Annotated in this window: 31 protein-coding genes; 18 read left to right on the top strand and 13 right to left on the bottom strand. The window is 60.8% G+C overall.

The genetic code is table 11. The features are described from left to right. Positions 1–120: 120 nt before the first annotated feature. From pgi to coaBC, 5 genes are all read right to left on the bottom strand, one after another. Complete coding sequence (gene pgi / locus BSP75_RS19540; protein WP_075114304.1) at positions 121–1770, bottom strand: glucose-6-phosphate isomerase; 1650 nt, start codon at positions 1768–1770, stop codon at positions 121–123. A gap of 347 nt (positions 1771–2117) precedes the next feature. Continuing rightward, complete coding sequence (locus BSP75_RS19535) at positions 2118–2954, bottom strand: mechanosensitive ion channel domain-containing protein (protein WP_042061197.1); 837 nt, start codon at positions 2952–2954, stop codon at positions 2118–2120. A gap of 165 nt (positions 2955–3119) precedes the next feature. Then, entirely contained in the window at positions 3120–3716 is a 597-nt protein-coding gene (gene slmA / locus BSP75_RS19530; RefSeq protein WP_005339495.1) for a nucleoid occlusion factor SlmA, read from the bottom strand. Between the two features lie 68 nt (positions 3717–3784). Further along, the gene (gene dut, locus BSP75_RS19525) at positions 3785–4243 is read right to left on the bottom strand and encodes a dUTP diphosphatase (protein ID WP_042657786.1); all 459 of its coding nucleotides are present in this window, start codon (positions 4241–4243) and stop codon (positions 3785–3787) included. An 81-nt stretch (positions 4244–4324) separates the two neighbouring features. Beyond that, positions 4325–5527 carry a bifunctional phosphopantothenoylcysteine decarboxylase/phosphopantothenate--cysteine ligase CoaBC gene (gene coaBC, locus BSP75_RS19520; protein ID WP_075114303.1) on the bottom strand — a complete coding sequence of 401 codons (1203 nt, stop codon included), beginning with the start codon at positions 5525–5527 and terminating at the stop codon, positions 4325–4327. Between the two features lie 147 nt (positions 5528–5674). Between coaBC and radC the strand changes: the two genes are divergently transcribed. The 6 genes from radC to BSP75_RS19490 all read left to right on the top strand — a co-directional run bounded on the left by radC (position 5675) and on the right by BSP75_RS19490 (position 9336). After that, entirely contained in the window at positions 5675–6349 is a 675-nt protein-coding gene (gene radC / locus BSP75_RS19515) for a DNA repair protein RadC (RefSeq protein ID WP_075114302.1), read from the top strand. Positions 6350–6485: 136 nt separating this feature from the next. Beyond that, positions 6486–6722, top strand: coding sequence for a 50S ribosomal protein L28 (gene rpmB / locus BSP75_RS19510; protein WP_005307492.1), 237 nt, complete (start codon positions 6486–6488; stop codon positions 6720–6722). Positions 6723–6733: 11 nt separating this feature from the next. Then, positions 6734–6901: a 50S ribosomal protein L33 gene (gene rpmG / locus BSP75_RS19505; RefSeq protein ID WP_005307500.1), complete on the top strand. Its 168-nt coding sequence runs from the start codon at positions 6734–6736 to the stop codon at positions 6899–6901. 93 nt (positions 6902–6994) lie between these two features. Then, positions 6995–7450, top strand: coding sequence for a hypothetical protein (locus BSP75_RS19500; RefSeq protein ID WP_075114301.1), 456 nt, complete (start codon positions 6995–6997; stop codon positions 7448–7450). Positions 7451–7474: 24 nt separating this feature from the next. Continuing rightward, entirely contained in the window at positions 7475–8287 is an 813-nt protein-coding gene (gene mutM, locus BSP75_RS19495; RefSeq protein ID WP_075114300.1) for a bifunctional DNA-formamidopyrimidine glycosylase/DNA-(apurinic or apyrimidinic site) lyase, read from the top strand. 176 nt (positions 8288–8463) lie between these two features. Further along, entirely contained in the window at positions 8464–9336 is an 873-nt protein-coding gene (locus tag BSP75_RS19490; RefSeq protein WP_075114299.1) for a VirK/YbjX family protein, read from the top strand. A 106-nt stretch (positions 9337–9442) separates the two neighbouring features. Here BSP75_RS19490 and coaD read toward each other — a convergent pair whose 3' ends face one another. Beyond that, entirely contained in the window at positions 9443–9925 is a 483-nt protein-coding gene (gene coaD, locus BSP75_RS19485; RefSeq protein WP_005356008.1) for a pantetheine-phosphate adenylyltransferase, read from the bottom strand. 134 nt (positions 9926–10059) lie between these two features. Here coaD and BSP75_RS19480 point away from each other — a divergent pair, with 134 nt between their 5' ends. Further along, positions 10060–11097: a glycosyltransferase family 9 protein gene (locus BSP75_RS19480; protein WP_075114298.1), complete on the top strand. Its 1038-nt coding sequence runs from the start codon at positions 10060–10062 to the stop codon at positions 11095–11097. A gap of 51 nt (positions 11098–11148) precedes the next feature. Here the strand turns inward: BSP75_RS19480 and BSP75_RS19475 are convergent, their stop codons facing one another. Beyond that, on the bottom strand, positions 11149–11925 hold the full coding sequence (locus BSP75_RS19475) for a glycosyltransferase family 2 protein (protein ID WP_005339515.1): 777 nt from the start codon (positions 11923–11925) through the stop codon (positions 11149–11151). A gap of 49 nt (positions 11926–11974) precedes the next feature. Between BSP75_RS19475 and BSP75_RS21685 the strand changes: the two genes are divergently transcribed. The 3 genes from BSP75_RS21685 to waaA are packed head-to-tail and all read left to right on the top strand — an operon-like array spanning position 11975 to position 14605. Next, on the top strand, positions 11975–12265 hold the full coding sequence (locus tag BSP75_RS21685; protein WP_148140778.1) for a hypothetical protein: 291 nt from the start codon (positions 11975–11977) through the stop codon (positions 12263–12265). Positions 12266–12303: 38 nt separating this feature from the next. Beyond that, complete coding sequence (waaF, locus tag BSP75_RS19470) at positions 12304–13338, top strand: lipopolysaccharide heptosyltransferase II (RefSeq protein WP_075114297.1); 1035 nt, start codon at positions 12304–12306, stop codon at positions 13336–13338. Position 13339: 1 nt separating this feature from the next. Further along, positions 13340–14605: a lipid IV(A) 3-deoxy-D-manno-octulosonic acid transferase gene (gene waaA / locus BSP75_RS19465; protein WP_075114296.1), complete on the top strand. Its 1266-nt coding sequence runs from the start codon at positions 13340–13342 to the stop codon at positions 14603–14605. Positions 14606–14703: 98 nt separating this feature from the next. Here waaA and BSP75_RS19460 read toward each other — a convergent pair whose 3' ends face one another. From BSP75_RS19460 to BSP75_RS19450, 3 genes are read right to left on the bottom strand one after another with little or no spacing between them, the layout of a single operon-like run. Continuing rightward, entirely contained in the window at positions 14704–15963 is a 1260-nt protein-coding gene (locus BSP75_RS19460; RefSeq protein WP_075114295.1) for a PTS ascorbate transporter subunit IIC, read from the bottom strand. A 51-nt stretch (positions 15964–16014) separates the two neighbouring features. Beyond that, a complete protein-coding gene (locus BSP75_RS19455; protein WP_042657794.1) occupies positions 16015–16302 on the bottom strand; it encodes a PTS sugar transporter subunit IIB in 288 nt (95 codons plus the stop codon). A 35-nt stretch (positions 16303–16337) separates the two neighbouring features. Next, positions 16338–16781, bottom strand: a complete 444-nt coding sequence (locus tag BSP75_RS19450; RefSeq protein WP_075114294.1) for a PTS sugar transporter subunit IIA — start codon at positions 16779–16781, stop codon at positions 16338–16340. A 251-nt stretch (positions 16782–17032) separates the two neighbouring features. Here BSP75_RS19450 and BSP75_RS19445 point away from each other — a divergent pair, with 251 nt between their 5' ends. The 4 genes from BSP75_RS19445 (at position 17033) to BSP75_RS19435 (ending at position 19737) form a co-directional block, all read left to right on the top strand. Continuing rightward, complete coding sequence (locus BSP75_RS19445) at positions 17033–18055, top strand: LacI family DNA-binding transcriptional regulator (protein WP_075114293.1); 1023 nt, start codon at positions 17033–17035, stop codon at positions 18053–18055. A 32-nt stretch (positions 18056–18087) separates the two neighbouring features. Then, positions 18088–19068 (top strand): MDR family oxidoreductase, encoded by a 981-nt coding sequence (locus BSP75_RS19440; protein WP_075114292.1) that lies wholly within the window; start codon positions 18088–18090, stop codon positions 19066–19068. Positions 19069–19142: 74 nt separating this feature from the next. Then, the gene (locus tag BSP75_RS22105) at positions 19143–19268 is read left to right on the top strand and encodes a hypothetical protein (RefSeq protein WP_265328520.1); all 126 of its coding nucleotides are present in this window, start codon (positions 19143–19145) and stop codon (positions 19266–19268) included. 136 nt (positions 19269–19404) lie between these two features. Then, positions 19405–19737 carry a DUF2799 domain-containing protein gene (locus BSP75_RS19435; RefSeq protein ID WP_042061170.1) on the top strand — a complete coding sequence of 111 codons (333 nt, stop codon included), beginning with the start codon at positions 19405–19407 and terminating at the stop codon, positions 19735–19737. A gap of 18 nt (positions 19738–19755) precedes the next feature. Here the strand turns inward: BSP75_RS19435 and BSP75_RS21675 are convergent, their stop codons facing one another. Next, complete coding sequence (locus BSP75_RS21675; protein WP_098971330.1) at positions 19756–19920, bottom strand: hypothetical protein; 165 nt, start codon at positions 19918–19920, stop codon at positions 19756–19758. Positions 19921–20031: 111 nt separating this feature from the next. Continuing rightward, complete coding sequence (locus BSP75_RS19430) at positions 20032–20472, bottom strand: flagellar basal body-associated protein FliL (protein ID WP_058053267.1); 441 nt, start codon at positions 20470–20472, stop codon at positions 20032–20034. A 145-nt stretch (positions 20473–20617) separates the two neighbouring features. Here BSP75_RS19430 and BSP75_RS19425 point away from each other — a divergent pair, with 145 nt between their 5' ends. Together BSP75_RS19425 and ubiA are read left to right on the top strand one after the other, a co-directional pair. Further along, positions 20618–21154: a chorismate lyase gene (locus BSP75_RS19425; RefSeq protein ID WP_075114291.1), complete on the top strand. Its 537-nt coding sequence runs from the start codon at positions 20618–20620 to the stop codon at positions 21152–21154. Beyond that, positions 21151–22020 (top strand): 4-hydroxybenzoate octaprenyltransferase, encoded by an 870-nt coding sequence (ubiA, locus tag BSP75_RS19420; RefSeq protein WP_075114290.1) that lies wholly within the window; start codon positions 21151–21153, stop codon positions 22018–22020. Before BSP75_RS19425 ends, ubiA begins: the two co-directional genes overlap by 4 nt. Positions 22021–22182: 162 nt before the next feature. Here ubiA and plsB read toward each other — a convergent pair whose 3' ends face one another. Further along, the gene (plsB, locus tag BSP75_RS19415) at positions 22183–24606 is read right to left on the bottom strand and encodes a glycerol-3-phosphate 1-O-acyltransferase PlsB (protein ID WP_075114289.1); all 2424 of its coding nucleotides are present in this window, start codon (positions 24604–24606) and stop codon (positions 22183–22185) included. Between the two features lie 204 nt (positions 24607–24810). Here plsB and lexA point away from each other — a divergent pair, with 204 nt between their 5' ends. Continuing rightward, positions 24811–25434, top strand: a complete 624-nt coding sequence (gene lexA / locus BSP75_RS19410; protein WP_033136389.1) for a transcriptional repressor LexA — start codon at positions 24811–24813, stop codon at positions 25432–25434. Between the two features lie 399 nt (positions 25435–25833). Then, the gene (locus tag BSP75_RS19405; protein ID WP_042061161.1) at positions 25834–26133 is read left to right on the top strand and encodes a hypothetical protein; all 300 of its coding nucleotides are present in this window, start codon (positions 25834–25836) and stop codon (positions 26131–26133) included. Positions 26134–26255: the final 122 nt, after the last annotated feature.

Genomic DNA, 26255 nt, shown 5'->3' with positions numbered 1-26255 from the left:
GAAGCCAAGGCCACAGAGGTATAGTGTGAAAAAAGCCAATAAAAACAATGCCAGTCAGGCTTAACTGACTGGCATTACGCTTATCGAGCGGGGCTTTTGCATTCAGAAAGGCCGGATAAATCAGGCTTTCCACGCTTTCCAGGTGTTGATCAGACCGTTGGTGGAGCAGTCGTGGCTGGTGACAGCCGCATCGGTGTTGAGCTCCGGCAGGATCTTGTTGGCCAGCTGTTTGCCCAGCTCCACGCCCCACTGGTCGAAGCTGAAGATGTTCCAGATTGCGCCCTGTACGAAGATCTTGTGCTCGTACATGGCGATCAGGGCGCCCAGGGTTTTCGGGGTCAGGCTCTTGAACAGGATGGAGTTGGTCGGACGGTTGCCTTCAAACACCTTGAACGGCACCAGATCCTTGACCTGCTCCAGGGTTTTGCCAGCCGCCAGGAACTCGGCTTCGACCTGTTCTTTGCTCTTGCCGAAGGCCAGTGCCTCGGTCTGGGCGAAGAAGTTGGCCAGCAGTTTCGGGTGGTGGTCACCGATCGGGTTGTGGCTGATGGCCGGAGCCAGGAAGTCACAGGGGATTAGCTTGGTGCCCTGGTGGATCAGCTGGTAGAAGGCGTGCTGGCCGTTGGTGCCCGGCTCACCCCAGATGATGGGGCCGGTCTGGTAGTCAACCGGCTTGCCGTTGCGATCCACGTACTTGCCGTTGGATTCCATGTTGCCTTGCTGGAAGTAGGCAGGGAAGCGGTGCATGTACTGATCGTACGGCAGAATAGCTTCGGACTCGGCACCGTAGAAGTTGTTGTACCACAGGCCAATCAGCGCCAGCAGCACCGGCACGTTCTGCTCATAGGAGGCAGTGGCGAAGTGCATGTCCATCTCGAAGGCGCCTTGCAGCAGGGCTTCGAAGTTTTCGAAACCGACGGAGAGGGCGATAGGCATGCCTATGGCAGACCAGGAGGAGTAGCGTCCGCCAACCCAGTCCCAGAACTCGAACATGTTGTTGGTGTCGATGCCGAACTCGGCCACGGCCTTGCCGTTGGTAGAGAGCGCAGCGAAGTGCTTGGCAACGTGGGCCTTGTCACCGGCGATGTTGATGAACCAGTCGCGGGCAGTCAGGGCGTTGGTCATGGTCTCCTGGGTGGTGAAGGTCTTGGAGGCCACCAGGAACAGGGTGGTTTCCGGATCGATCTTCTTCAGGGTTTCGGCGATGTGGGTGCCATCGACGTTGGAGACGAAGTGCATCTGCAGGTGGTTTTTGTAGGGGCGCAGTGCCTCGGTGATCATCACCGGGCCCAGATCGGAGCCACCGATACCGATGTTGACCACGTGCTGGATCGCCTTGCCGGTGTAGCCTTTCCACTCGCCGGAGATGATCTTCTCGCAGAAGCCTTTCATCTTGGCCAGTACGCCGTTCACTTCCGGCATCACATCCTTGCCGTCGCATTCGATGGGGCGGTCGGAGCGGTTGCGCAGGGCCACGTGCAGTACCGAGCGGCCTTCGGTCATGTTGATCTTGTCGCCATTGAACATGGCATCGATCGCGCTGCGAAGATCGGTCTCTTTGGCCAGATCAACCAGCAACTTGAGGGTTTCTTCGGTGATCAGGTTCTTTGAGTAATCAACCAGGATGTCGCCGCCGAAGGTGAGGGAAAACTTGTCAAAGCGCTTCGGGTCCTGCGCGAACAGATCCTTGAGTCGGGTCTCTTTGTTTGCTGCAAAGTGGGCTTCCAGTGCCTGCCAGGCCTGGGTTTGGGTTGGATTGATATTTTTCATAGGATTCCTGAAATGCCAAGTTGTGTTTGAACCTTGCAGGCAAGGTCCCGCCAAACCTTATTATCCGAGCATTATAGCGAGCCGATCGGGCGGCCCGTGTAACAGATTTTTACCGATTGTCTTTTACCGCAATGGGTCACTGTCGGGAGCATACAACCAGAACATTGGGATTATGAGTCACGAAAGCAAGGCGGATCTTGCGCTTGCTCATGATTGGGGCCACCCCGATGGCCTGAAATTGTTTTCATCCGGTTGGCGTGGTTATGCATCGAAATGGCCATGGGCTGGGGCCAGAAACGACAATGCCAGCCCGAAGGCTGGCATTGTGGGTTGCTGCAGAACCGCGATCACGCCTGCGGTTTTTGCATATGCATCACCATCTGCGGGAAGGGGATCTCGACGCCTTCGGCATCAAAGGTCAGTTTTACCTTTTCGTGGAAGTCGAACCAGACACCCCAGTAATCGGCGGTTTTCACCCAGGGGCGCACCACGATATTGACCGAGGAGTCGGCCAGCGCGGCGACGGCGATGGTGGCTGCCGGATCTTTGAGGATGCGCGGTTCTTCATTCACCAGACGCTCGAGGATCTGCTTGGCCTTGCGCAGGTCGGAGCCGTAGCCGATGCCGAAGGTCATGTCGACGCGGCGGGTATCCATGCGCGAGTAGTTGACGATGGTACCGTTGAGAATGGCGGAGTTCGGCACTACCACCATCTTGTTGTCACCGGAGGTGAGGGTGGTGGTAAAGAGCTGAACGGACTGTACTACACCGTTGGTGCCCGCCACTTCGATAAACTCGCCCGCCTTGATGGGGCGGAAGATGATCAGCAGGAAACCGGCGGCGAAGTTGGAGAGCGAGCCCTGCAGCGCCAGACCGATGGCCAGACCGGCGGCACCGATAATGGCGACGAAGGAGGCGGTCTGCACGCCGACCCGGCCCAGCGCGGCGATCACCACGAATACCAGAATGGCGTACTTGAGGATGCTGCCGACGAAGTGGGTGACTGTGGTGTCCAGCTTGCGGGCCTGCATCACCTTGACCACGCCACCGCTGAGGAGGTTGGCGGCGATATAACCGACCAGCAGGGTCAGCAGGGCCGCAGCGATATTGACGCCGTATTCGATCAGCAGTCCCTGATTATTGACCAGCCAGGTCTGCGCTTCGGTAATGATTTCGGGTTCCATAGGATGTCCTGTCAGGTTCTAAAAGGTTTATGGTGGATGAATCTAACACCGCAGCGCGACAGTCCGGGTCGCATCTGGTACTTCTTTTCTGCCATAAAAAACTGACACAAAAAAGAAGGGAGGCCAAGGCCTCCCTTCTTCATGCTCGCTGAAAAGCGCTTCCGATCAGCTCTGCAGCAGCTGACTGCGGATAAATTGCCACTGATCTTCGAATCCGGCGGTCGGCTTGAGCTTGAACTCGGAGCGCACAAACTGACTGATGCGACCTTCGGTGTAGGCCAGCAGCAGATTGGCCAGCATGGTCTCGTCGAGCTGGAAGCCCTGACCCTCGCGCAGCCGCTTCTCGCGCAGCACCTGCTTGATCTGGGTCTCCAGCTTGTCGAACAGGATGCTGATGCGATCCCGCAGTCGATCGTGTTCACCCAGCAGGGCGTCGCCGTTGAGGATGCGGGTGATGCCGGGATTGCGCTCGGCAAACACCAGCAGCAGCTGAAGGATGTGGTGGCAGCGCGCCATGGTGTCCTTCTCTTCCGCCATGATCAGATTGACCCGTGACAGCAGGGAATCCTCGATAAAGTCGATCAGCCCCTCGAACATCCGCGCCTTGCTGGGAAAATGTCGATAGAGGGCTGCTTCAGAGACGCCGACCTCGGCCGCCAGACGGGCCGTGGTGATGCGCTGACCCGGACTGGTTTCCAGCATATGGGCGAGCGCTTGCAGGATCTGATCGCGCCGACTCTGTTTCTGATTACTGCTTGCCATGGATTCCCCTAAAAAAACAATGGCTTGATTCTATTATTAAGCACCGCCCATCGGGCTGGTGTGGTCTGTTATTGGCGACCAGAAGAACCAAAACCGCCTTCACCCCGTTCGCTCTGATTGAACTCATCGACCAGTTGGAAGCTGGCCTGAACCACCGGCATGATCACCAGCTGGGCGATGCGCTCGCCGGGTTGCATGGTGAACTCATCTTTGCCGCGGTTCCAGACCGAGACCATCAGCTGACCCTGGTAATCGGAATCGATCAGACCGACCAGATTGCCCAGCACGATGCCGTGCTTATGGCCGAGGCCGGAGCGGGGCAGGATGGTGGCACACAGAGCCGGATCCTGGATGTGAATGGCCAGACCGGTCGGCACCAGGGTGGTATCACCCGGGGCCAGGGTGATTGGCGCATCCAGTAGTGCGCGCAGATCCATACCGGCAGAGCCCGGTGTGGCGTAGGCGGGCAGCGGGTACTCGGTACCGATACGGGCATCCAGAATCTTCAGTTCAATTTGTGTTGTCATGAATCGCTTGTTCAGTTGGATCTTGTGTTGGCACCCCTCTTGGCAAGGCGGGGCGCCGTGAGTCTTGCGCTATCGGGACGCTCAGCGCCGGTAGTGGCGCGCAATCAGGGCGATCAGGTGACGGGCCAGCGTCAGCTTGTCGGCCAGCGGCAGCGGGGCCTGACCCCCTTGCCAGAACACGGTCAGGGCGTTGTCATCGGCGTTGAAGCCTTGCCCTTCGCGGGACACATCGTTGGCGGCGATCATGTCCAGCCGCTTACGCTGCAACTTGTCGAGGGCGTATTGTTCCACATCCACGGTTTCGGCGGCAAATCCGACGGTGAAGGGTTTGTCTGAAAGGGCGCCGACGGCCGCGATGATGTCGGGATTCTTCACCAGCTTCACTACCATCTGGTCGTTATCGCCAGTCTTCTTGATCTTCTGGCTGGCCACCTGCTCGGGGCGATAGTCGGCCACCGCCGCACAGCCGATGAAGAGGTCGCACTCGCCAACCCGGCTCATTACCGCCTGATGCATCTGCTCGGCGCTTTCCACATCGACACGGGTAACGCCCGCCGGGGTGGCCAGCGTCACCGGGCCGCTCACCAGCGTCACCTCTGCGCCTGCTTCACGGGCAGCGCGAGCGATGGCGTAGCCCATCTTGCCGGAGCTGTGATTGCTGATGTAGCGCACCGGATCCAGCGCCTCGCGGGTTGGCCCTGCGGTGAGCAGCAGTTTGACGCCTGCCAGCAAGGGCTCGGCGGCCAGTTGCTGACAGCAGCGATCCACCAGTTCGAGGGGATCCAGCATCCGGCCCGGGCCCACATCGCCACAGGCCTGGCTGCCGGCATCCGGTCCCCACAGCAGAATGCCGCGGCTGGCCAGGGTCTTGAGGTTGGCCTGTGTCGCCGCGTTGAGATACATCTGCTGGTTCATGGCAGGTGCCAGCGCGATGGGTGCCGGGGTGGCCAGACATAGGGTGGTCAGCAGCTCATCGGCCATGCCGGCAGCCATCCGTGCCATCAGGTTGGCGCTGGCGGGGGCGATCAGCACCAGATCGGCCCACTTGGCCAGCTCGATATGGCCCATACCCGCTTCAGCAGAGGGATCCAGCAGGCTGTAGGCCACCGGATGACCGGAGACCGCCTGCAGGGTCAGCGGGGTGATGAACTCCTTGGCGGAGCGGGTCATCACCACCCGCACTTCGGCGCCCTGATCTTTCAGGCGGCGTACCAGCTCGGCACTCTTGTAGGCGGCGATCCCGCCACTGACACCCAACAGGATGCGTTTATCGGCCAATCTCATCTGCTGTTTCTCTATCCGGCTCATTCTGACTGGTCGGCTAAGATACCACAGGCAATGGATGACGACAGGGGTTGGCATCAAGGGGTGTGGTCGGGCGCGCGCAATTTTTTGCTATGTTTTTTCTCAACAGGGATGAGGGAGAGGCAAATGAGCATCAAAGAGTGGCCGGAAGATGAACGACCCAGAGAGAAGCTGCTGCGTCAGGGCCCCGCTGCGCTCTCCGATGCCGAGCTGCTCGCCATTTTTCTGCGCACCGGCGTTAATGGCCTGAGTGCGGTGGATCTCTCACGCAAGCTGTTGAATCAATTCGGCTCTTTGCGCAGCTTGCTGGGGGCGGATCAACAGGCATTTTGCGAGGCGCACGGCCTTGGTCCGGCCAAATATGCCCAGCTACAGGCGGTGCTGGAGATGGCCAGACGCCACCTGGCCGAGCAGTTGCAACGGGGGGATGCGCTCACCTCGCCCCAGCTGACCAGGGACTATCTGCAGGCTCAGCTGCGGGATCGGCCGAGGGAGGTGTTTGCCCTGCTGTTGCTCGATAATCAGCACAGAGTCATTCAATTTGTTGAGCTTTTTTTCGGCACCATCGATTCGGCAAGCGTCTGGCCAAGAGAAATCGTGCAGATCGCGCTCAAACATAATGCAGCCGCGGTGATTCTGGCGCATAATCACCCGTCCGGCGTCGCCGAGCCCAGTAGGGCCGACCGCCAGATCACGGATCGGATCACGGCCGCCTTGGCCCTGATCGATATCAGAGTGCTGGATCACTTGGTGATCGGTGACGGCATCACGGTTTCTTTTGCCGAGCGCGGTTGGTTATGACTGTGCTCTGGCACCGTATTAGTTGATCTTTGATCACGGATGCTGTATAAAATGCCGCCTTCTGTTTGCCCCGCAATCGAAGGCCAGCGGGGCAGATATTTGCTCGAGCAATGAAGTAAGATTTGGAGAGACTGACATGTCTAGAGTATGCCAAGTAACCGGCAAGCGCCCGGCAGTTGGTAACAACCGTTCGCACGCTAACAACGCCACCAAGCGTCGTTTCCTGCCGAACCTGCACACTCACCGTTTCTGGGTTGAGAGTGAAAAACGCTTCGTAAGCCTGCGCGTATCCGCAAAAGGCATGCGTATCATCGACAAGCGTGGCGTTGAAGTGGTTCTGGCTGAACTGCGCGCCAGCGGTGTTAAGGTATAAGGAATTAGATCATGGCTAAAGGTATTCGCGAGAAAATTCGCCTGAACTCCAGCGCCGGTACTGGTCACTTCTATACCACTACCAAAAACAAGCGCACCATGCCCGAAAAAATGGAGATCAAAAAGTTTGATCCCGTTGTTCGTCAGCATGTGATCTACAAGGAAGGCAAAATCAAGTAATTACTTGATGCTGCATTCCCAAAAACCCGGCTTCGTGCCGGGTTTTTTTATGCGCCGAATTCAGTACACTGCCGGTTCAAAGGGAGGCTTGCCATGTTCAAATTGAGCCGCAAAGGCTGGAATAACGTGATCATCGTAGCGGTGCTGATCGTGATCACCCTGTTGCATCGTATGGAGACTGCCCAGCAGGAGAACAGTGCCAAGCGGGCTCGCCCCTTGCTGCCGGATGCGGCCGTAGTGCTCACTTGGCAAGGGCCGAGCTGGCAGATTGAGCGGATCGGTCAGGGCTGGCGCAGCGTGCCGGATCTGGGGCTCGACACGGCGCAGCTGGATGCCCGTCTGGCGCGCTGGCAGGGCTGGTTGCTGCCCCCCGGCGAGGCGGTGCGCGGCACCCCGGTGGCCATCAAGGTGTGGATTGCTGGCCAGAGCGATCCGGTCGAGATCGGCCTCTATCAGAACAGCGGCCAATATGGCGCCCAGCTGCCGTCCGGTCTCTGGCTCGCCCTCACTGCCGAGCAGTATCGCGATCTGCTGCGTCCTGCCCCCTGAGTTCCTTTTCCTTGCGAGGTGCCCATGCCTGAATTGCCAGAAGTTGAAGTCAGCCGTCAGGGGATCTCCCCCTGGCTCACCGGCATCAAGGTGACGCGCGTGGTGGTGCGGGATGGCCGCCTGCGCTGGCCGATCCCCGGTGAAATTCAGGAGCTGGTGGACCTCACCATCCATCGGGTGCGTCGCCGTGCCAAATACCTGCTGCTGGAGACCGATTTCGGCACCGCCATCCTCCATCTGGGGATGTCCGGCAGCCTGCGGGTGCTGGATATCGGCACTCCGACCGAGAAGCACGACCACGTGGATATCGAGCTGGAGAACGGCAAGCTGCTGCGGCTCAACGATCCACGCCGTTTCGGCGCCCTGCTGTGGACCCGTGAACCGGCCGAAGCTCACGCACTGCTCGCCAAGCTGGGACCGGAGCCACTCACCGATGCCTTCAATGGCGATTACCTGCGCGGGCGTGCCAAGGGGCGCAGCACCGCCATCAAGCAGTTCCTGATGGACAATCAGGTGGTGGTCGGGGTGGGCAACATCTATGCCAACGAGGCGCTCTATGCCGCCGGTATTCACCCCAAGCGGGCGGCGGGTAATATCAGTGCCGAACGACTGGGTACTCTGGTGGTCGAGATAAAACGGGTACTGGCAGAGGCGATCCGTCAGGGCGGCACTACCCTCAAGGATTTCACCAGTGCCGATGGCAAGCCGGGCTATTTCGTGCAGCAGTTGCAGGTCTACGGCCGGGGCGGCCAGCCCTGTTTCCACTGTCACACCCTGCTGAGCGAGATCAGAATGGGGCAGCGCACCACGGTTTTTTGCAGCCATTGCCAGCGCTGAGCGCACTTTTTGCCCCGATCCGGGGGAAGTTGTAACAGCGTATTTCCACGCTGTTGAAGATTTGCACAGCGGTCACTAGTATCTCGTCCGTTCAGGCGGTTTGAGAACTAAAAATGACTGTTAAATCAATAAACTGGGAGTATTTGTCCCGGCAGGAGCGCTATTGCGCCAAAAAAATGGCCCGCTTCCTCTATCCGGAGGGGTGTGAGCGCAAGACCTTCAACCGTGGCAAGTTCGTGTTGCGCAGCCTGCTCTACCGCAAGTCGCTGAGCCGGGTCTTCAGCCTGTTTCAGTGCGACTCGCTCAAGGCGCTGCCAGCGGTCTATCCTGAGCTGCTCGACAAGCCGATGCGCCCCTATCGCTTCGCCTGTGCCAGCGCCCGTCAACGGGCCGAGATGCTGGAAAATCACTACCGGTTGCTGCTCGAATACTACCCGCAACTGATCGACCCGCTCTATCTGGGCGAGGGGATCGAACTTGGGCACTATCCCCAGAGCGGCTGCCGCATTCTGCTGCGCCACGATGGCACCTTCCGCCGCGAGGCCGAGCTGGCGCTCTCCATCGTCAACCCCGAAGGGCAGCGCCTCTACAGTTGTGCCTTCTCGCTGGCGGGCAGTGCGGATCGTTTGATGCTGATGATCGGCTCCATGCAGGGGCCGGAGCCAGCGGTCGACAATGCCCAGGCGCGGGTACGCGAGCTGACCAAAGAGGGGCACGGCCTGCGGCCCAAATCCCTGCTGGTGCAACTGGTACTGCAACTGGCGCAGACCATGGGGGCGGCAGAGGTGCTGGCGGTGCGCAAGCGGGCCCACGTGTTTCAGGCCAAGCGCTACAGCAGCAAGCAGAAAGCCAATTTGCAGGCCGATTATGACGAACTGTGGCAGGAGTTCGACGCCCGGGATGTGGACGCCAACTTCGTCGCCCTGCAAGCCCAGCCGCGCAAGCCGCTGGAGGAGATCGCCGCCAAGAAGCGGGCCATGTACCGGCGCCGCTACGAGTGGCTCGATCTGCTGGTGAAGGAGATGAGCGGGCAGTTTGCCCGTCAGTAACCGGCAAGCAGGCTGACCTCTCCATAACGAGACAGATACAACAAGGGCTACCCGCGGGTAGCCCTTGTTCGTTGTTGCCGTCGGGAATGGCGAGTGTGGAAGGGGATCACCCTTTCTGCTTGGCGGCGATGGCTTGGGCCACCACGGGGTCGACAAACTGGCGGATATCGCCACCGTGCAGCGCCACCTCTTTCACCAGAGTGGAGGAGATAAAGGAGTTCTCCTCCGCCGGGGTGAGGAAGACGCTCTCCAGCTCCGGCATCAGGCGGCGGTTCATGTTGGCCAGCTGGAACTCGTACTCGAAGTCGGAGACGGCGCGCAGGCCGCGGATCAGCACGTTGGCCTGATGCTCTTTGGCGAAATCGACCAGCAGGCCGGAGAAGCCTACCACCTTGACGTTGGGCAGCTGGCTGGTCACTTGCTGGACAAGCTGGACACGTTCTGCCAGATCGAACAGCGGGCGCTTGCTCGGGCTGTTGGCGACCCCGACCACCACCTCGTCAAACAGCTTGGCGGCCCGGCCGATCAGATCGGCGTGGCCATTGGTAACGGGATCAAAAGTCCCGGGATAAATTACCCTGGTAGTCATCTTTGCGGTCCTGCAACCTGGAAATTTGGTCGCATTATAAGGTCGTCGCTTGAGAATAGCAGTGCATCAGGCAAGAATACGCCATCGCGCATCAAGCCTCCTTGCATTGGTGACAGGGAGCAAAGGGATTTTTTATGAAACGTATTCTGGTCGTTCGCAATGACAAGATTGGTGACTTCATGCTGGCGTGGCCGAGTTTCGCCATGCTCAAAGGCTCCATGGAGTGTCATGTGACTGCCCTGGTTCCGGCCTACACAGCGCCGCTGGCCCGGCTCTGCCCCTGGATTGACGAGGTGATCATCGATCCGGGCGTGCGGGCCGACAAGGAGCAACAGCGAGCGCTGCTGGCGCGGATCAAGGCGGCGGCGTTCGACGCGTCCATCTGCCTCTTCTCCAACTCCCGCAACGCCATGCTGGTGTGGAAGGCACACATCCCTTACCGGCTGGCCCCGGCGACCAAGCTGGCGCAGGTGCTCTACAACCAGCGACTGGTGCAGCGCCGCTCCCGCTCCCAGAAGCCGGAGTCCGAGTACAACCTGGAGCTGATCCGCCGCTTCCTGGCCGATCAGCAGGTGGCCGTGGTGGAGCCCAAGACCCCCTTCCTGCAGTTCGATGACGAGACCCTGCGGCAGGTACGTGAGCAGCTGGCGCTCAAGCTCAAGCTCGATGCCAGCCGCCCCTGGCTGATGGTGCATGCCGGTAGCGGCGGTTCGGCCAACAACCTCTCCATCGAGCAGTATGCCCGCATCATCATCAAGCTCAATCAGGCCTGCCCCGAGTTGCAGTGTGTGCTGACCGCAGGTCCGGGCGAGGAGAAGATGGCTGAACAGCTGGCGGCCGAGCTGCTGGCCCACGGCGGTAACGGCTGGATCTACCGCTCCAGCGATGGCCTGCCGATGTTCTGTCAGGTGCTGGCCAATGCTGCCCTGTTCGTGGCGGGCAGTACCGGGCCGCTCCATATCGCCGGTGCACTCGATGTGCCGACCATCGGTTTCTTCCCGATGCGCCGCTCCGCCACCCCGCTGCGCTGGAAGCCCCTCAATAGCGAAGGGCGTCACCTCGCCTTCAGCCCGCCGGAGGATAGCGACCATCCTGAGGATATGAGCCAGCTCGATCCCAAGACCATGGTACCGGTGATGGCCCGCTGGGCGGCGCCGTTCTGGCGCAAGTAAGGTATGCAGCAATGCAAACAGGGCCCCGCGGGGCCCTGTTTCGTATGACGGTTATTCCGGCTGCTGCGGCTGTTGGCGCACCCAGAGGTCGGCGTATTTGACGAAGGTGGAGTGGGCGGAGAGGATCGCCAGCAGCAGCCCCTGCTTGCCATCGAGGAAGCCCGCTTTGAGCAGGTACATCTTGAGGAAGCAGCCGACGGCGTGGATCAGCCCCTGACTGAGGGAGCCCTTCTTGCCGCGGGCGGTGCGCTGATCGGCCCAGGCACGGGCATAACCGGCGGATTTCACCAGATAGTGCTCCAGATCCCGATAGGTGAAGTGGAGCAGGTCGCCATGAATATTGACGATCTTCATGTTGGCCCGCACTTCCACCTTCTCGTGTACCAGCGCCTCGTTGTAGCTGGTGAGCGCCTTGGGATAGAGGCGCAGCACACGATCCGGATACCAGCCGCTGTGGCGGATAAAGCGGCCAAACACCCAGGAGAGGCGCGGGATCGAGTAGATGGTATCGCTGGCCGGATTGGCCATCACGTTGGCGATGGCGGTTTTCAGCTCGGGGGTGAGCCGCTCGTCGGCGTCCAGCCACAGCACCCAGTCGGATTGCACATGGGACTGGGCCAGTCGGCGCTGTTTGCCAAAGCCCGGCCACTTGGCGTTGACGAAGAAGCGGGCGCCAAATTCGGCGGCAATGGCCGGGGTCTCGTCCTGACTGCCGGAGTCCAGAATGACGATCTCGTCCACCAGTCCGTCGAGGGAGGCGAGGCACTTGCGCAGGTTGTCGGCTTCATTCTTGACGATCAGAACGGCAGCCAGAGTCGGTTTTTTCACGAATGTGGGCTCACGGTTATTACCCGGCTGGCGGGTCGAATGCGTATTGATGGGCCATTCTAACGGAAAAACGGGTCAAAGAGAGAGCCGCCATTGCCCGTTTCTGCCAGCTGTTTGCCTGCCCGGCTGGCGTTGCGTCTCTTCAGAAGACCTGTGGAAAAATGAGACGGCAGAGGTGCCTGGCAAGGATCTGCTGTTATTTATCCGACCATTGCATGTGGCGCGTAATCTCGTCCAGTTGGAAGAAGAGCGTCACCGGGAAAATGAGACGGCAGAGGCGATTGCCAAGGATCTTCTGTTATTTATCCAGTCATTCTTGGGGCATAATCTCGCCCAGTGATGATTAACAGCCGGGCCAGTCCCGAGAGAAGACGCGTGATGAAAATATTGGTGATCGGCCCCTCCTGGGTCGGCGATATGGTGATGTCCCAGAGCCTCTACAAGGCGATCAAGGTCAACCATCCGGAGTGCGAACTGCACGTGATGGCTCCCGCCTGGTGTTGCGCCCTGCTGGAGCGGATGCCGGAGGTGGACAAGGCGATCACCATGCCCCTTGGCCACGGTGACTTCAAGCTGGTGGCGCGCCGCCGCCTCGGCAAGCAGCTGGCGGCCGAGCAGTACGATCAGGCCATCGTCCAGCCCAACTCCATGAAGTCGGCGCTGATCCCCTGGTTTGCCCGCATTCCGGTGCGTACCGGCTGGAAGGGCGAGAGCCGCTACGGCCTGCTCAATGACCTGCGCAGCAACAAGTCCGCCTTCCCGCTGATGGTGGAGGGCTATCTGGCGCTCGCCTATCCCAAGGAGCAGATGAGGAGCCGGGCCGATATTCCGACCATTCCGCATCCGGCGCTCCACGTCGATCTGATCAACCAGAGCAAGGCGCTGGAGCGGCTGGGGCTGGATCGCGCCCGTCCGGTGCTGGTGCTCTGCCCCGGTGCCGAGTTCGGCCCGGCCAAGCGCTGGCCGGAGGGGCACTACGCCGTGGTGGCCCAACAGCATCTGGACGAAGGGTGGCAGGTGTGGATCTTCGGCTCCAACAAGGATGTGCCGGTCGGCAACACCATCCGGGATAGGGTCAATCTGCTGACACGTCCCAACTGCCATGTGCTGGCGGGCAAGACCAGCCTGCACGAGGCGATCGATCTGATGGCGCTGGCCAGCCGGGTCATCTCCAACGACTCCGGCCTGATGCACATCGCCGCCGCCCTCAACCGGCCGCTGGTGGGCGTCTATGGCTCCACCTCGCCGCTCTATACCCCGCCGCTGGCGGATCGGGTCGAGATTGTCCACACCGACATCGAGTGCCGCCCCTGCTTCAAGCGCACCTGCAAGTTCGGTCATCTCAAGTGCCTGATCGACTTGCCGCCGGAGCAGGTGGTCGATGCCTGCAAGAAGCTGGAGCAGAGCCAGTAAGATGCCCTACCGTCTGCTCTACAACCTGCTGATCCACCTGGGATTGCCGCTGGCGCTGCTGGCCCTCTACAAGCCGAAGAAGGGCAAGCCCGGCTTTGGCGAGCGCTGGGCCGAGCATCTCGGGCGACTGCCTGCCACTGGACAGGATGCACCGCTGTGGATCCATGCGGTGAGCGTGGGGGAGACGCTGGCCATCACGCCGCTCATTCGTGCCCTGAAAGCAGAGCGGCCCGATCTGCCGATCCTGCTCACCACCACCACCCGCACCGGCGCCGAGCAGGCCGCCAAGCTGGGGGATCTGGTGGTGCATCGCTACGCGCCGCTCGACTACCCCTGGGCCGTCGCGGCCTTTCTCGATACCTTCAAGCCGCGCGCGCTCTGGGTGATGGAGACCGAGCTGTGGCCAAACTGGCTGGCTGCCTGCGAGGCGCGCCACCTGCCGGTGACCATCATCAACGCCCGCCTCTCCGAGCGATCCTGCCAGCGTTACGCCCGCTTCCACGGTGCCTTCGACGCCCTGAGCCGGCCGCTGACCCATCTGCTCTGCCAGCATCAGGACGATGCCGACCGTTTCGCCCGTCTCGGCATCGGCCGCGAGCGACTGGCGGTGACCGGCTCTATCAAGTTTGATATCCAGTTTGGTGACGAGGTGCAGGCCAAGGGGCGCGCCTTGCGTCAGCAGTTGGGCGCCGATCGTCCGGTCTGGATCGCCGCCAGCACCCATCAGGGTGAGGACGAGCAGGTGCTGGCCGCCTTCGATCTGCTGCTCAAACACCATCCCGATGCGCTGCTTATTCTGGTGCCGCGCCACCCCGAGCGGTTCGATCGGGTGGCCGAGCTGTGCGCCCCTTATGGCTGTGTGCGGCGCACTGATGGCGCTGCGGTGAGTGCCGAGGATAAGGTCTATCTCGGCGATACCATGGGCGAGCTGCCGCTGATGCTGGCGGCGGCCGATGTGGCTTTCGTCGGTGGCAGTCTGGTGAAGATCGGCGGTCACAACCTGCTGGAACCGGCGGCGCTCGGCAAGCCCTGCCTGACCGGCCCTGCCTACTTCAACTTCAGCGACATCACCCGCCAGCTGGTGGCTCAGGGGGGCGCTGCCATCGTGGCCGATGCCGCCGAGCTGGGCGAGCGGGTGAGCCAGCTGTTTGCTGACGGGAGCGCCCGCCGCGAGATGGGCGAGCAGGCCCGCGCCGTGGTGCTGCGCAATCAGGGGGCGCTGGCCCGCACCCTATCTCACTGCCTCGCCGCGCTGGAAAACGACTGAGTTTCAGCCTTTCATACCGCCCGCCATCCATCATCGATGGCCGACCATAAAAAAACGGAGCGCAATGCGCTCCGTTTTGTTGTTGGCGGTTGCCGGGATTAGCGGACGATCAGCCCCAGCAGGATGCCCAGCACCCCGAAGTCGGAGTCGCTGAAGGTGGTGTTGGCGAAGCCGAGGTCGCCAAGTACCGGCAGCAGGAACACCGGCAGAATGGTGAGCAGCAGCAGGCCGTTGGCGAAGGCGCCCAGAATGGCACCGCGACGGCCACCAGTGGCGTTGCCGAATACCCCGGCGGCGGCACCGACGAAGAAGTGCGGTACCACGCCCGGGATGATGACGGTCAGACCCATGGCGTAGAGCAGCGCCATCCCCACCAGACCGGCGGCAAAGCTCGACAGGAAGCCGATCAGCACGGCGTTGGGGGCGTAAGGGAAGACGATGGGGCAGTCGAGCGCCGGTTTGGCATTCGGTACCAGCTTGTCGGAGATCCCCTTGAAGGCCGGTACGATCTCGGCGATGACCATCCGCACACCCTGCAGAATGACGTAGACGCCTGCCGCGAAGGTGATGGATTGCATCAGGGAGAACATGAACCAGTGCTTGCCCTTGGCGACGCTGGAGACAAACTCGGGGCCAGCGAAGGCGGCGGTCACCAGGAAGATGATGCCCATGGTGAAGGAGATGGCCACCGGGGTGTCGCGCAGGAACAGCAAGCTCTTGGGCACCTGCACATCTTCGCAGCTGTGGGCTTTGTTGCCGAACTTGGCACCGATCAGGGCAGAAAGCACGTAGGAGCAGGTAGAGAAGTGACCCAGCGCCACGTCGTCGGAGCCGGTGATCTGCTTCATGAAAGGGTGAGCGATGGCCGGGAAGAAGACCATGGCGACGCCAACTACCAGACTGCCCACCGCGATCAGCGGCACGCCGCTCATGCCACCGGCAGAGAGGATTACGGCCACCATCATCGACATGAACAGGGTGTGGTGACCGGTCAGGAAGATGAATTTCCACGGGGTCAGACGGGCGATCAGGATATTCACCAGCATGGCGAAGAACATGATCATCGCCATCTCCTTGCCAAACGAAGTCTGGGCGATGGAGACGATGGCTTCGTTGTTGGGCACAACGCCCTTGATGCCGAAGGCGTGCTGGAAGATGACGGCGAAGTCACCCAGCGAGTTGATCACCAGGGTGGCACCGGCCCCCAAAATGACGAAACCCATGATGGTTTTGACCGTGCCCTTGATGCACTCAGTCACCGGTTTCTTCTGGGCAATCAGGCCGATAAGCGCGATCAGGCCGACCAGCACGGCGGGCTCGGACAGCACGTCAAACATCAGAAAATTGAAAAATTCCATGGTCAGCTCCTGGCAATGGAAGATGCGGCCCGCAGGCCGCATGGAGGATTCTTAGAGGGCGCCCAGTTCGCGCAGGGCGGTGGAGAGCTGCTCTTTCATCGCGACCTTGTCGACCATGTTGGCGAGGCTCACCAGTCGGCCATTGACGCCCATGGATTGCAGCTGCTCGGCGATGTCGCGGGTGGCGATAAAGATCTCGGCGGTTTCGCTACCGGCCGAGGCCAGATCGCGGTGATCCACTTCGGCGGTGACCGCCAGCTCTTTCAGGATGCTCTTGATGCTCATTTCCATCATCAGGCTGGTGCCCAGACCGTGACCGCATACAACCAGAATTTTCATTGTCTCTTCCTCTGTCAGGTGCGCCTTGGCGCAGATCAGTAGCGCGCCAGAATGCGCAGGATGTCGTCTTTGGTGTCGGCCGCGATGATGGCCGCCACGTCCTCTTCATTCATAAACAGCTCGGCCAGCTGGGCGATGGTCTCCACGTGGGAGTTGCTGTCGCTGGCAGCCAGGGTGATCAGCAGCTGGATCGGGTCGTTGCCCTCGGAATCGAAGTTGACCCCCTGCTTGATGACGGTCAGACCCAAACCCAGCCGGTTGACGCCATCCTCGGGGCGAGCGTGGGGCATCGCCAGACCGGGGCCCAAGACGTAGTAGGGGCCGAGCTCCTCGTGGGAGCGAAACAGCGCCGCCACGTAGGAGGGCTCGATGGTGCCATTGGCCAGCAGGGGCGCCGTGGCCAGCTCGATGGCGTGTTGCCAGTCGCGGGCGGCGGGTTCGATGCGGATGACATCCTCGGTCAGCAGTTGAGTCAGCATGGTGGTGATCCGGCTAGTTAAGATGGGGCCAATCTATCGATCTTGCTGTGGTGAAACTGTGAGGCTGATCGCGAAAGTTAGCGCTATCAGATAGCGCTAACATGAAACTGTGATAGCGCTATCACTTCATCCATTAACGGGAGTCATCTTGCCCCCGTGATTCGGGAAAGAGGGTAGAATCGGCCCTGAGCAAATAGTCAGTGCCGCACTTTTGCCTTAAAGTGGGCAGCCGCAAGTCGAGGATGGGATGGATGTCAGAAGCAAAGAAGCGCCGTAGCACGGGTCGGGTGACCCTCAACGATGTGGCCCAGTTGGCCGGCGTGGGGGCCATGACGGTCTCCCGTGCCCTGCGCACGCCGGAGATGGTCTCCGACAAGATGCGCGAGCGCATCGACGCCGCGGTGGAAGAGCTCGGCTACATCCCCAATCGGGCCGCCGGGGCGCTGGCCTCTGCCACCTCCCAGACCATCGTGGTGATCGTCCCCAGTCTGGCTGAAGCGGGCTGTGGCGAGATGATCGCTGGCCTGCAACAGACCCTGCAGGGCGAGGGTTACCAGATCATGCTGGGGGACGCCCAGCATCTGAAACAGCAGGAAGAGCGCCTGCTGACCAGCTTTCTGCAACACAATCCGGCTGCGGTGGTGCTGTTTGGTGGCGATCCCGGCGAGACGATCCGTACCCGCCTGAAAGCCTCCCGCCTGCCGGTGGTGGAAGTCGGCGCCATGGCGCGCAGCCCCATCGACATGAATGTGGGAGTCTCCAACTTCGATGCCGGTTATCAGCTCACCCGCCACCTCATCGAGCGGGGCTACCGCAACATCGGTTTTCTCTGTGCCCGTCAGGAGCAGTGGATGCTGCAACAGCGGATGCAGGGCTGGCAGAAGGCACTGCTCGACAACTACCTCTCCCCCGATGCCATCATCAACACCTCGGAGCGGCCCAGCTTCAGCACCGGCGCCACCATGCTGGGAGAATTTCTGCTGCGCTGGCCCGAGCTCGATGCACTTATCTGCGTCAACGACGAGCTGGCGGCCGGGGTGCTGTTCGAGTGCCAGCGTCGCCATTTGAATGTGCCGGGCAAACTCGCCATCGCCGGATTTGACGATCTGGATGTGGCGCGCGCCTGTTATCCGACCCTTACCTCGGTCAGGATCCCCTATCGAAAAATGGGGCAGGAGGCCGCCGAGCTGATCCTGCGCCAACTGGCCGGGGAGCCCGTGATGGGCACCGCGCTGGCCCTCGATTTTCAACTGCAAAAGCGCCAAAGCAGCTGATCCCCGTTTCACACGTCATCAAAGAGGCAACCATGTTCAAGGCTCTGTTACTGGAAAACCAAGACGGCAAGACTGTTCCAACCCTGACCCGACTGACCGAGAGCCAGTTGCCGGAAGGTGAAGTGCGGGTGGCGGTCGCCTACAGCTCGATCAACTACAAGGATGGGCTGGCCATCACCGGCAAGGGCAAGATAGTGCGTCAGTGGCCGCTGGTGCCCGGCATCGACTTCGCCGGTACCGTGCTCGAGTCTGCCGACAGCCGCTATCAGCCCGGTGACAAGGTGGTGCTGACCGGTTGGGGCGTGGGTGAAGGGCACTGGGGCGGCATGGCCGAACAGGCGCGGGTCAAGGGGGACTGGCTGGTACCGTTGCCCGCCGGGCTGGATGAGCTCCAGGCCATGTGCATCGGTACCGCCGGTCTCACCGCCATGCTCTGCGTGCTGGCGCTGGAAGAGGCGGGCATTACCCCCGAAAGCGGCGAGGTGCTGGTCACCGGCGCGGCAGGCGGTGTGGGCTCCACCTCAGTTGCTCTGCTGGCGGCCCTTGGCTATCAGGTGGCGGCGCTGACCGGTCGTCCCGAAGAGCAGGGCGCCATGCTGACTGCGCTGGGCGCCAGCCGCATCGTGCCGCGCAGCGAACTGCTGGTGCCCGCCAAGCCGCTGGAGAAGCAGCTGTGGGCCGGTGCCATCGACACCGTTGGCAGTCAGGTGCTGGCCAAGTTGCTGGCCCAGATGAACTATGGCGGCGCCGTGGCAGCCTGTGGGTTGGCGGGCGGCTTCGATCTGCCGACCAGCGTGATGCCCTTCATCCTGCGCAACGTGCGGCTGCAGGGGGTCGATTCGGTGATGTGCCCATTTGAACGTCGTCAACTGGCGTGGCAGCGGCTGGCGCGGGATCTGCCCGCCAGCTTCTTTGCACAGGCGGTCACCGAGATTGGACTGGAGCAGGTAGTGGCGGCCGCCGAGGCCATTACGCTGGGCCAGATCGCCGGACGCACCCTGGTCAAACTTTGATCTCCTGCTGACTGGCGAGCCCGACAATTCCGGATAAAATTGGAGTGCGGGTGAACTATCCAAGGAGAGTGAAGATGGGTGGACACAAGCCGGATTACGACTCCTCTGATGACGAGTGGGATCCGGAATCCTGGGAAGAAGAGCTGGATCAATGGGAAGATGAAAGCTGGCAGGATGATGACCCTTTCGATGACCAGTGAACCACAGCATGAATGAACAGGCGGGCTTTGAGCCCGCCTGATTTTTTTGCCGCGCTCACACGGCTGAGTGTTGGCCCTTGGTCAGGGCCGGGCCGCTGGGTAGAATGAACTGCCCAAATGACACTCAAGGATGATTATGCGACTCACCATCATATTGTTGGCTGCCCTGCTGGGTGGCTGTGTCTCCAACGATGACCCCTGCGAGAAGGTGTGGAGCGAGGTCGGGGAGGCGGATGGCAAGCTGGGCTTCACCGCCGAGCGGGTCGAGTTCCATCAGGGCCAGTGCGGCAAAAAGGTGGATACCGAACTGTGGGAGCAGGGACGCCAGAAGGGGTTGGCATGGTATTGCCGCCCCGAGCATCTCTATCTGGCTGGCCGTTCCGGCGAGGAGTATCGCGGCGTTTGCCCGAATGATATCCAGGCGCGCAGGCTGTTCGAGCAGGGGCGTCAGGGGTGGACCGATCAATAATGCCCTGACAGGGAGGGGCTACTCCTCTTTCAAGCGCAGTGGCTGGCAGAGGTAACCCTTGTCATTGGCGCTGCGGGCGCACTTGCCGCAAACAAACTTGGGTTTGCGGACTATCTTGCGCAACGCCTTGAGATCGGTGGGGATCTCGTGACGGCGCCATTCACACAGGGTTTTGCTGCCCATAACGACTACCTCTACGACTCGACGGCTGTATTGTAATCGATTTTCATTTCGAATAAACCGCAAAGCTCGCTTATTGGCCGATATGCCAATAAGCGACTGTTTCGGGAGGGATTACTGGTAGAGGAACTTGGTGAAGATGAGCTCGCGCACCGCTTTCTTGCCGGTCTCTTTCACCAGCAGCTCGTTGACCTTGGTCTCGCACTCCTTGCGCAACTCTTCGCGGCTGACCAGGGATTTAATCTGCTCGGCGCTCTTGCTGCCCATCAGGCGGATGATGGTATCGCGGATCAGCGGGTCATGCTGCTCCAGCAGCTTGAGATCGGCCTCGTTCTCCGCCATCAGCTCCACTGTGACCCGGATATAGCCGAGGGTTTTGCCATCGCTCAGATAGTTGGTGATGATGTCGGGATCGAGTGCGTGGTAGGAGAAGCCCGGCTTGGCGGCTGCGGCGGCGTCTTCTCCCTCTGCGGGCGGCTCTTCTTCGGATGAGGCCTGCACATGCAGCGCACCACAGCTCAGTAACAACACCAGCAGAATTTTGAAGATCTTCATATAGATGGCTCATCAGCAAGAGATAACCCATTTTTGATGTTGCCATCGGGGCCGTCAAGCACGGATGTTCTTACATTTCGCTATTGATTTACGGATAATAAACCGGATTTTAACCTGAACACGGAAATCTCTGGATGGTGAAGCTGTGAAGTCCGAGTTGACTGTTCCCCTCACGCCGTTAAGCGGGTGGCTGGCCCCCGAATGTTGCGAATTGCCCGCCAGCTTGCGCCCCTGGCTGCTGGAGCCCGGCTCCATGACCCGGCGGCTGCGTCAGCACAATCGTCACTTTTCGGTGGAGTGGCTGGGCAATCACCCGGTCGCCCTCACTGCCGATGAGCAGTGGCTGGTGGATTCGGCCTCGCCGGTTGGTACCTGCCGCGAGGTGATCCTGCATGGGGATCAGGGGCCCGCCGTGCTGGGCTGGACCCTGTTTGCCGATGGCGCGCTGCAAGGGAGCGGCATCGCCGAGCTGGGTGAGCAGCCGCTGGGTGAGCGGGTATTTGGCCATGAGCCTGCCCGTCGCGATCACCTGCAGCTGGCCCGTTTCGATATCGCCGCCAATCCCCGTTGCCCGGCCGCCACTGTCTGGGGGCGTCGTTCCCGTCTGTTTCTGGGGCAGTGGCCACTGCTGGTGCACGAGCTGTTTCTGCCCTCTCTCGTCTGTGACAAGGAGCTGGAGTGAATCTGTTAACCAAGGAGCGGGGACTGGCCTACATGCAGTTGGCCCGCGTCGATAAACCGATAGGCACTCTGCTGCTGTTGTGGCCGACCCTGTGGGCGCTCTGGCTGGCCGCCGGTGGCCTGCCCAATCTCTGGGTGCTGACCGTGTTTGTGGTCGGGGTCTTTCTGATGCGCTCGGCCGGGTGCGTGATCAACGACTATGCGGATCGCAACTTCGATGGCCACGTCAAACGCACCGCTGGCCGGCCCTTGCCCACGGGCAGAGTCAAACCGTGGGAGGTGCTGGCGCTCTTCTTCGTGTTGGCGCTTATCTCGTTTGGTCTGGTGCTGACCATGAATCCGCTCACCATCGGCCTGTCGTTTGTCGGCCTGCTGCTGGCGGTGAGTTACCCCTTCATGAAGCGCTTTATCTCCAACCCCCAGCTGGTGCTCGGGATGGCCTTCTCCTGGTCGATCCCGATGGCCTATGCGGCGCAGGCGGATGCCCTGCCGCTGGTGGCCTGGCTGCTCTTCTTCGCCAACCTGCTCTGGACGGTGGCTTACGATACCCAGTACGCCATGGTGGATCGGGATGACGACCTCAAGCTCGGCCTCAAATCCAGCGCCATCCTGTTTGGCCGCTACGACAAGCGGATCATCGGCGCGCTGCAACTCTCGGCACTGCTGCTGTTGCTGGCGGTGGGCCATCTGATGGCGCTGGGGGGCTGGTATTACTGGGGATTGCTGGGGGCGGCGGTGCTGTTTGTCTATCAGCAGCGGCTCATTCGCGAGCGGCAACGGGAAGCCTGCTTCCAGGCGTTTCTCAACAACAACTATGTGGGGGCGCTGGTGTTTGCCGGTCTGGTGCTCGACTACCTGCTGGCATGATAACGTACTGAGTCACGCTGAATAAAAAAGAGGGTCGCGTGTTGGGGGGCTGTTGTTTGCCGGTCTGGCACTCGGCTACACACTGCTGGCGTGACTTATCCCGCACAAATCCTGATAAAAAAGAAGGCCGCATGATGCGGCCTTCTTTGTTTGCGTTGCAGATTAGAGCTGGTTGCCCGCCTGAATGGTACGGCGGATCTTGTTGCTCAACAGCGGCACTATGTTGTCGGCCAGCGCCTGGAAGCGGCCGAGATCCGGTTTGCACTCGGGGGAGAGGTAACCCTCCTTGCGCAAGGTGTGGATCAGGGTGCTGAACAGCTTCTGGTCGAAGAACTCGGGGGCGTTGATGCCGTGCAGGGTGCCGAGGCGCTCTGCCATCATCAGACCGTCCGCTTCCAGCTGCTCCGCCTCGATATGAGGCTGGGCCAGCACCCGGGTCAGCACGATGGCGTAGCGTTGCAGGGTCTCCTGAATGCTCTCCGCCAGCAGCAGCAGTCGCATCTGGTTGGCCGGATTGACCCAGTAGCCGCCATCACGGGTCTCGATCAGCTGCTGGGTCTGCAGGGCATCGAGCAGGCTGTCGACCAGCGCCGGCAACTCGTCCTCTTCATAACGCAGGAACAGCTCGGTTTTGAGCAGCGGATAGATGTCGATGCAGCGGGCCATGATCTCGCTGCGGGAGATCCCCTCGCACCGTTCGATTAAGGCCGCCACCAGAGAGGGGATGGCGAACAGGTGGAGGATGTTGTTGCGGTAGTAGGTCAGCAGGATCGCCTGATAGCGGTCCAGACTGATGATCTGCCCCAGCTTGTCTTCGCTCACCTCGAACTTGTTGAGCTCCATCGCCTGATCCAGCAGGGTCCTAGCATCCTCATCCGGAATGGTGCTCTGCGGGCTGTAAGGCACCGCCTTGAGCAGATCCAGATAGGTGTTGAGCTGGGCCTGCAACTCGTCACGGGTCAGGGCGTGGCGCTCGGCGGCCAGCAGCGCCAGCGCGCTCAGGGTCAGGCCGTTGACGGCGGCCGCATCGTTGATGCGAGTCATCAGCAGTTCGGCCAGATCGTTGACGGTGCCCGCCATCCACTCCGGACGCTCCTCTTCCCCGATGTGTTTCTTCCAGTCGGGGATATGTTCGCTCAGGTAGCTGTTGAGGGTCAGCGGCTCGCCGAAGTTGACGAAACCACGGCCGTAGTTGCGCAGCTTGCGCAGGATGCCAAGCACCTGCAGGAAGCTCTCCTTCTCCTTGCGGCTGCCCTTGAGCTCGTTGTGGTAGGTGTTCACCTCCATCACGTGCTCGTAGCCCAGATAGACCGGCACCAGAGTGACCGGCCTATCCAGCCCGCGCATCATCGCCTGCAGGGTCATCGCTAGCATGCCGGTCTTGGGTGGCAGCAGGCGACCGGTACGGGAGCGGCCACCCTCGGTGAAGAACTCCACCGAGTAACCCTTGGCAAACAGCAGGTTGAGGTACTCACGAAATACCGTGCTGTAGAGCGGGTTGCCCTTGAAGGTACGGCGAATGAAGAAGGCGCCACCGTGGCGGAAGATCGGGCCCGCCGGCCAGAAGTTGAGGTTGATGCCCGCCGCGATATGGGGCGGCACCATCCCCTGGTGGTAGATGACGTAGGAGAGCAGCAGGTAGTCCATGTGGCTGCGATGGCAGGGGACGTAGACGATCTCGTGCCCTTCCTGCGCCAGCTGGCGTACCTTCTCGGCGCCATTGACCGACAAACCGCGGTAGAGCTTGTTCCACAGCCAGCCGAGGAAGCTCTCACCCAGGCGGATCAGCCGGTAGGAGAAGTTGGAGGCGATCTCGTCCATGTAGCCATGGGCGCGCTTTTGCGCCTTCTCGAGGCTGATGCCCTCGCGCTGGGCCTCCTCTTCAATCGCCTGCTGGATCACCGCGGAGTCGAGCAGCTGCTTGAACAGCAGGTTGCGGTTCGGCAGTTTCGGGCCGGTGGCGGCCAGCTGCTGACGGCTGAAGTGGGTACGGGCCACTCGCGCCAGCTTGTGGGCGATGGCCTCGTCGGTGCCGTGCTTGTCGGCCATATGACGCAGGGAGAGCGGCGGCGAGAAGCGCACCAGATTCTCGCGACCCTTGAGGATCACGATCAGCGCCTTCTTCAGCCGGTTTGGCGCCAGACTGCTGATGATGTTGAGGCCGGAGGCTTCTTCCCCTTCCCGACCCGGAGCGCGGCCCCAGAACAGGGTGACGGGCACCACCTGGATATCCAGTTCGGGATCCTGCTTGTGCAGATCCAGCAACTGGTGGAACTCCTGCAGGAAGGGCAGCGGCTTGCTGCGTTTGCCAAACAGGGGAGGCGGACGATCCAGACAGACATAGCGCGGCAGCAGCTGGCCGTTAAGTTCCAGCGGCGTGAAGGGGCCGGGCAGACCGAGATCCTCGCAGCACTGCTGCAGGGTCATCAGGTCGGTGATCGAACTGGTTTTCAGGGCATAGACGATGGGTCTGGCCGGATCCAGATTGAGTTCTGTGATGGGATTTTCCGGCAGGCTCTTGTGATTGACCAAGCCGCTGACCGGCCATTGCAAGATGGCTCTGGAAATCTTCTGTCCTAGGGACATGTGCGTCTGCTCTCCAAAAAAATGCGGCGTGAGCATAGCAAATCGACAGCCCCTTGTCGCCGAGAGGTACGATGAGTCGGCTGCGCAGGATCAAAACAGCAGTAAATGAGGGGTTGGTTGCGACAAATGTCAGCTGCGCCTTGCCTTGGCCACTGCACTGTATATACTGCCAGTGTGCTGTATAAAAAGACAGGTGCCAATGCTATGAAACCCCTTACCCCCCGCCAGGCCGAAGTGCTGGAGCTGATCAAGGTGAACATGAGCGAGACCGGCATGCCGCCGACTCGTGCCGAGATTGCCCAGAAGCTTGGTTTCAAGTCGGCCAATGCGGCCGAAGAACATCTGAAGGCCCTGGCCAAAAAAGGGGTCATCGAGATCATGCCGGGCACGTCCCGCGGTATTCGCCTGTTGCTCGAAGAGGAAGAGGTGCTGGAAGAGAGCGGCCTGCCGCTGATCGGCAAGGTGGCCGCCGGTGAACCCATCCTGGCGCAGGAGCATATCGAGAGCCACTATCAGGTGGATCCCGCCCTGTTTCATCCGCGCGCTGATTTTCTGCTGCGGGTGCAGGGGATGAGCATGAAGAACATCGGCATTCTGGATGGCGACCTGCTGGCGGTGCACAAGACCCAGGAGGTGCGCAACGGTCAGGTGGTGGTCGCCCGTCTCGATGAGGATGTCACCGTCAAGCGCTTCCAGCGCAAGGGCAGTCAGGTATGGCTGCTGCCGGAAAACGAAGAGCTCGCCCCTATCGAGGTGGATCTCTCCTGCCAGCAGCTCACCATCGAGGGACTGGCCGTCGGGGTGATCCGCAACGCCGACTGGATGTAATTATCTCCGCCAACTGCGTTTGCCACACGGCCTCCTTCGGGAGGCCGTGCTGTTTCTGGCGCACTTTCCCTGTCATATCAAACAGATCATCGGCGGCAGCATTTTGTCCCGTGCGATCGGTTACCAATCATCCATTTCAGATATATGCTCAGATCAGTGCCCTGTCGCCGAGACAGGGCTTGGCGCCTCCCTCTGGCAACCGCAATGCGCCGTGACGGGAGGGGCGGCAATAACGAGAATCGGGTAGTACACCTTCACGGGATATGAAGGGGGAGTGGGGAGATCCCGAGCCTGGTCGGGCAAAGGGGACCACTCGTAGTGGTTGCAGAGAGTCGTGACGGGCCTGACGCCAGTTCAGGCCGACGAAGCAACATGACCTGTCGGTCAAGGAGGACTGGTATGGCATCAAGATCGCCATGGGATTCAGAGGCTGCGACTGCGCCAGCGGAATCGTCTATTACCCGTTTTGTCAAAGGGAGCCGGATGACCTGGTTCTACGGTCTCTGGTTGCACCATCGTGGGTCGCACTGGACGCTCTGGCTGGGATGCCCGAAAGAGAAGGTGGTGCGTCTGGTGTTGCTGTTCAAGCGAGGTCACGGCGATCGCCAGGGGGAAGAGGGCTGGCTGGCCCCCGTCATTCCCATCGGCGTGCGGGCCATCGGCAAGATGTTGCAGCAGGGGCGCAACGCTCGCCCCTGAGCAGAAGATACAAATAAATGGACCCATAACCGGCACCCGAAGTGCCTAATGCCGATCAGTTAAGGATCCATTGACCGATCCTGCTGATGTGTAAAAATCCGAAACCTGTTGATTGGTTTCGG

Source organism: Aeromonas sp. YN13HZO-058 (assembly GCF_001921245.1).
In the GTDB taxonomy this organism is placed as follows: domain Bacteria; phylum Pseudomonadota; class Gammaproteobacteria; order Enterobacterales; family Aeromonadaceae; genus Aeromonas; species Aeromonas allosaccharophila.
This window is presented reverse-complemented; position numbering and strand designations above follow the sequence as displayed.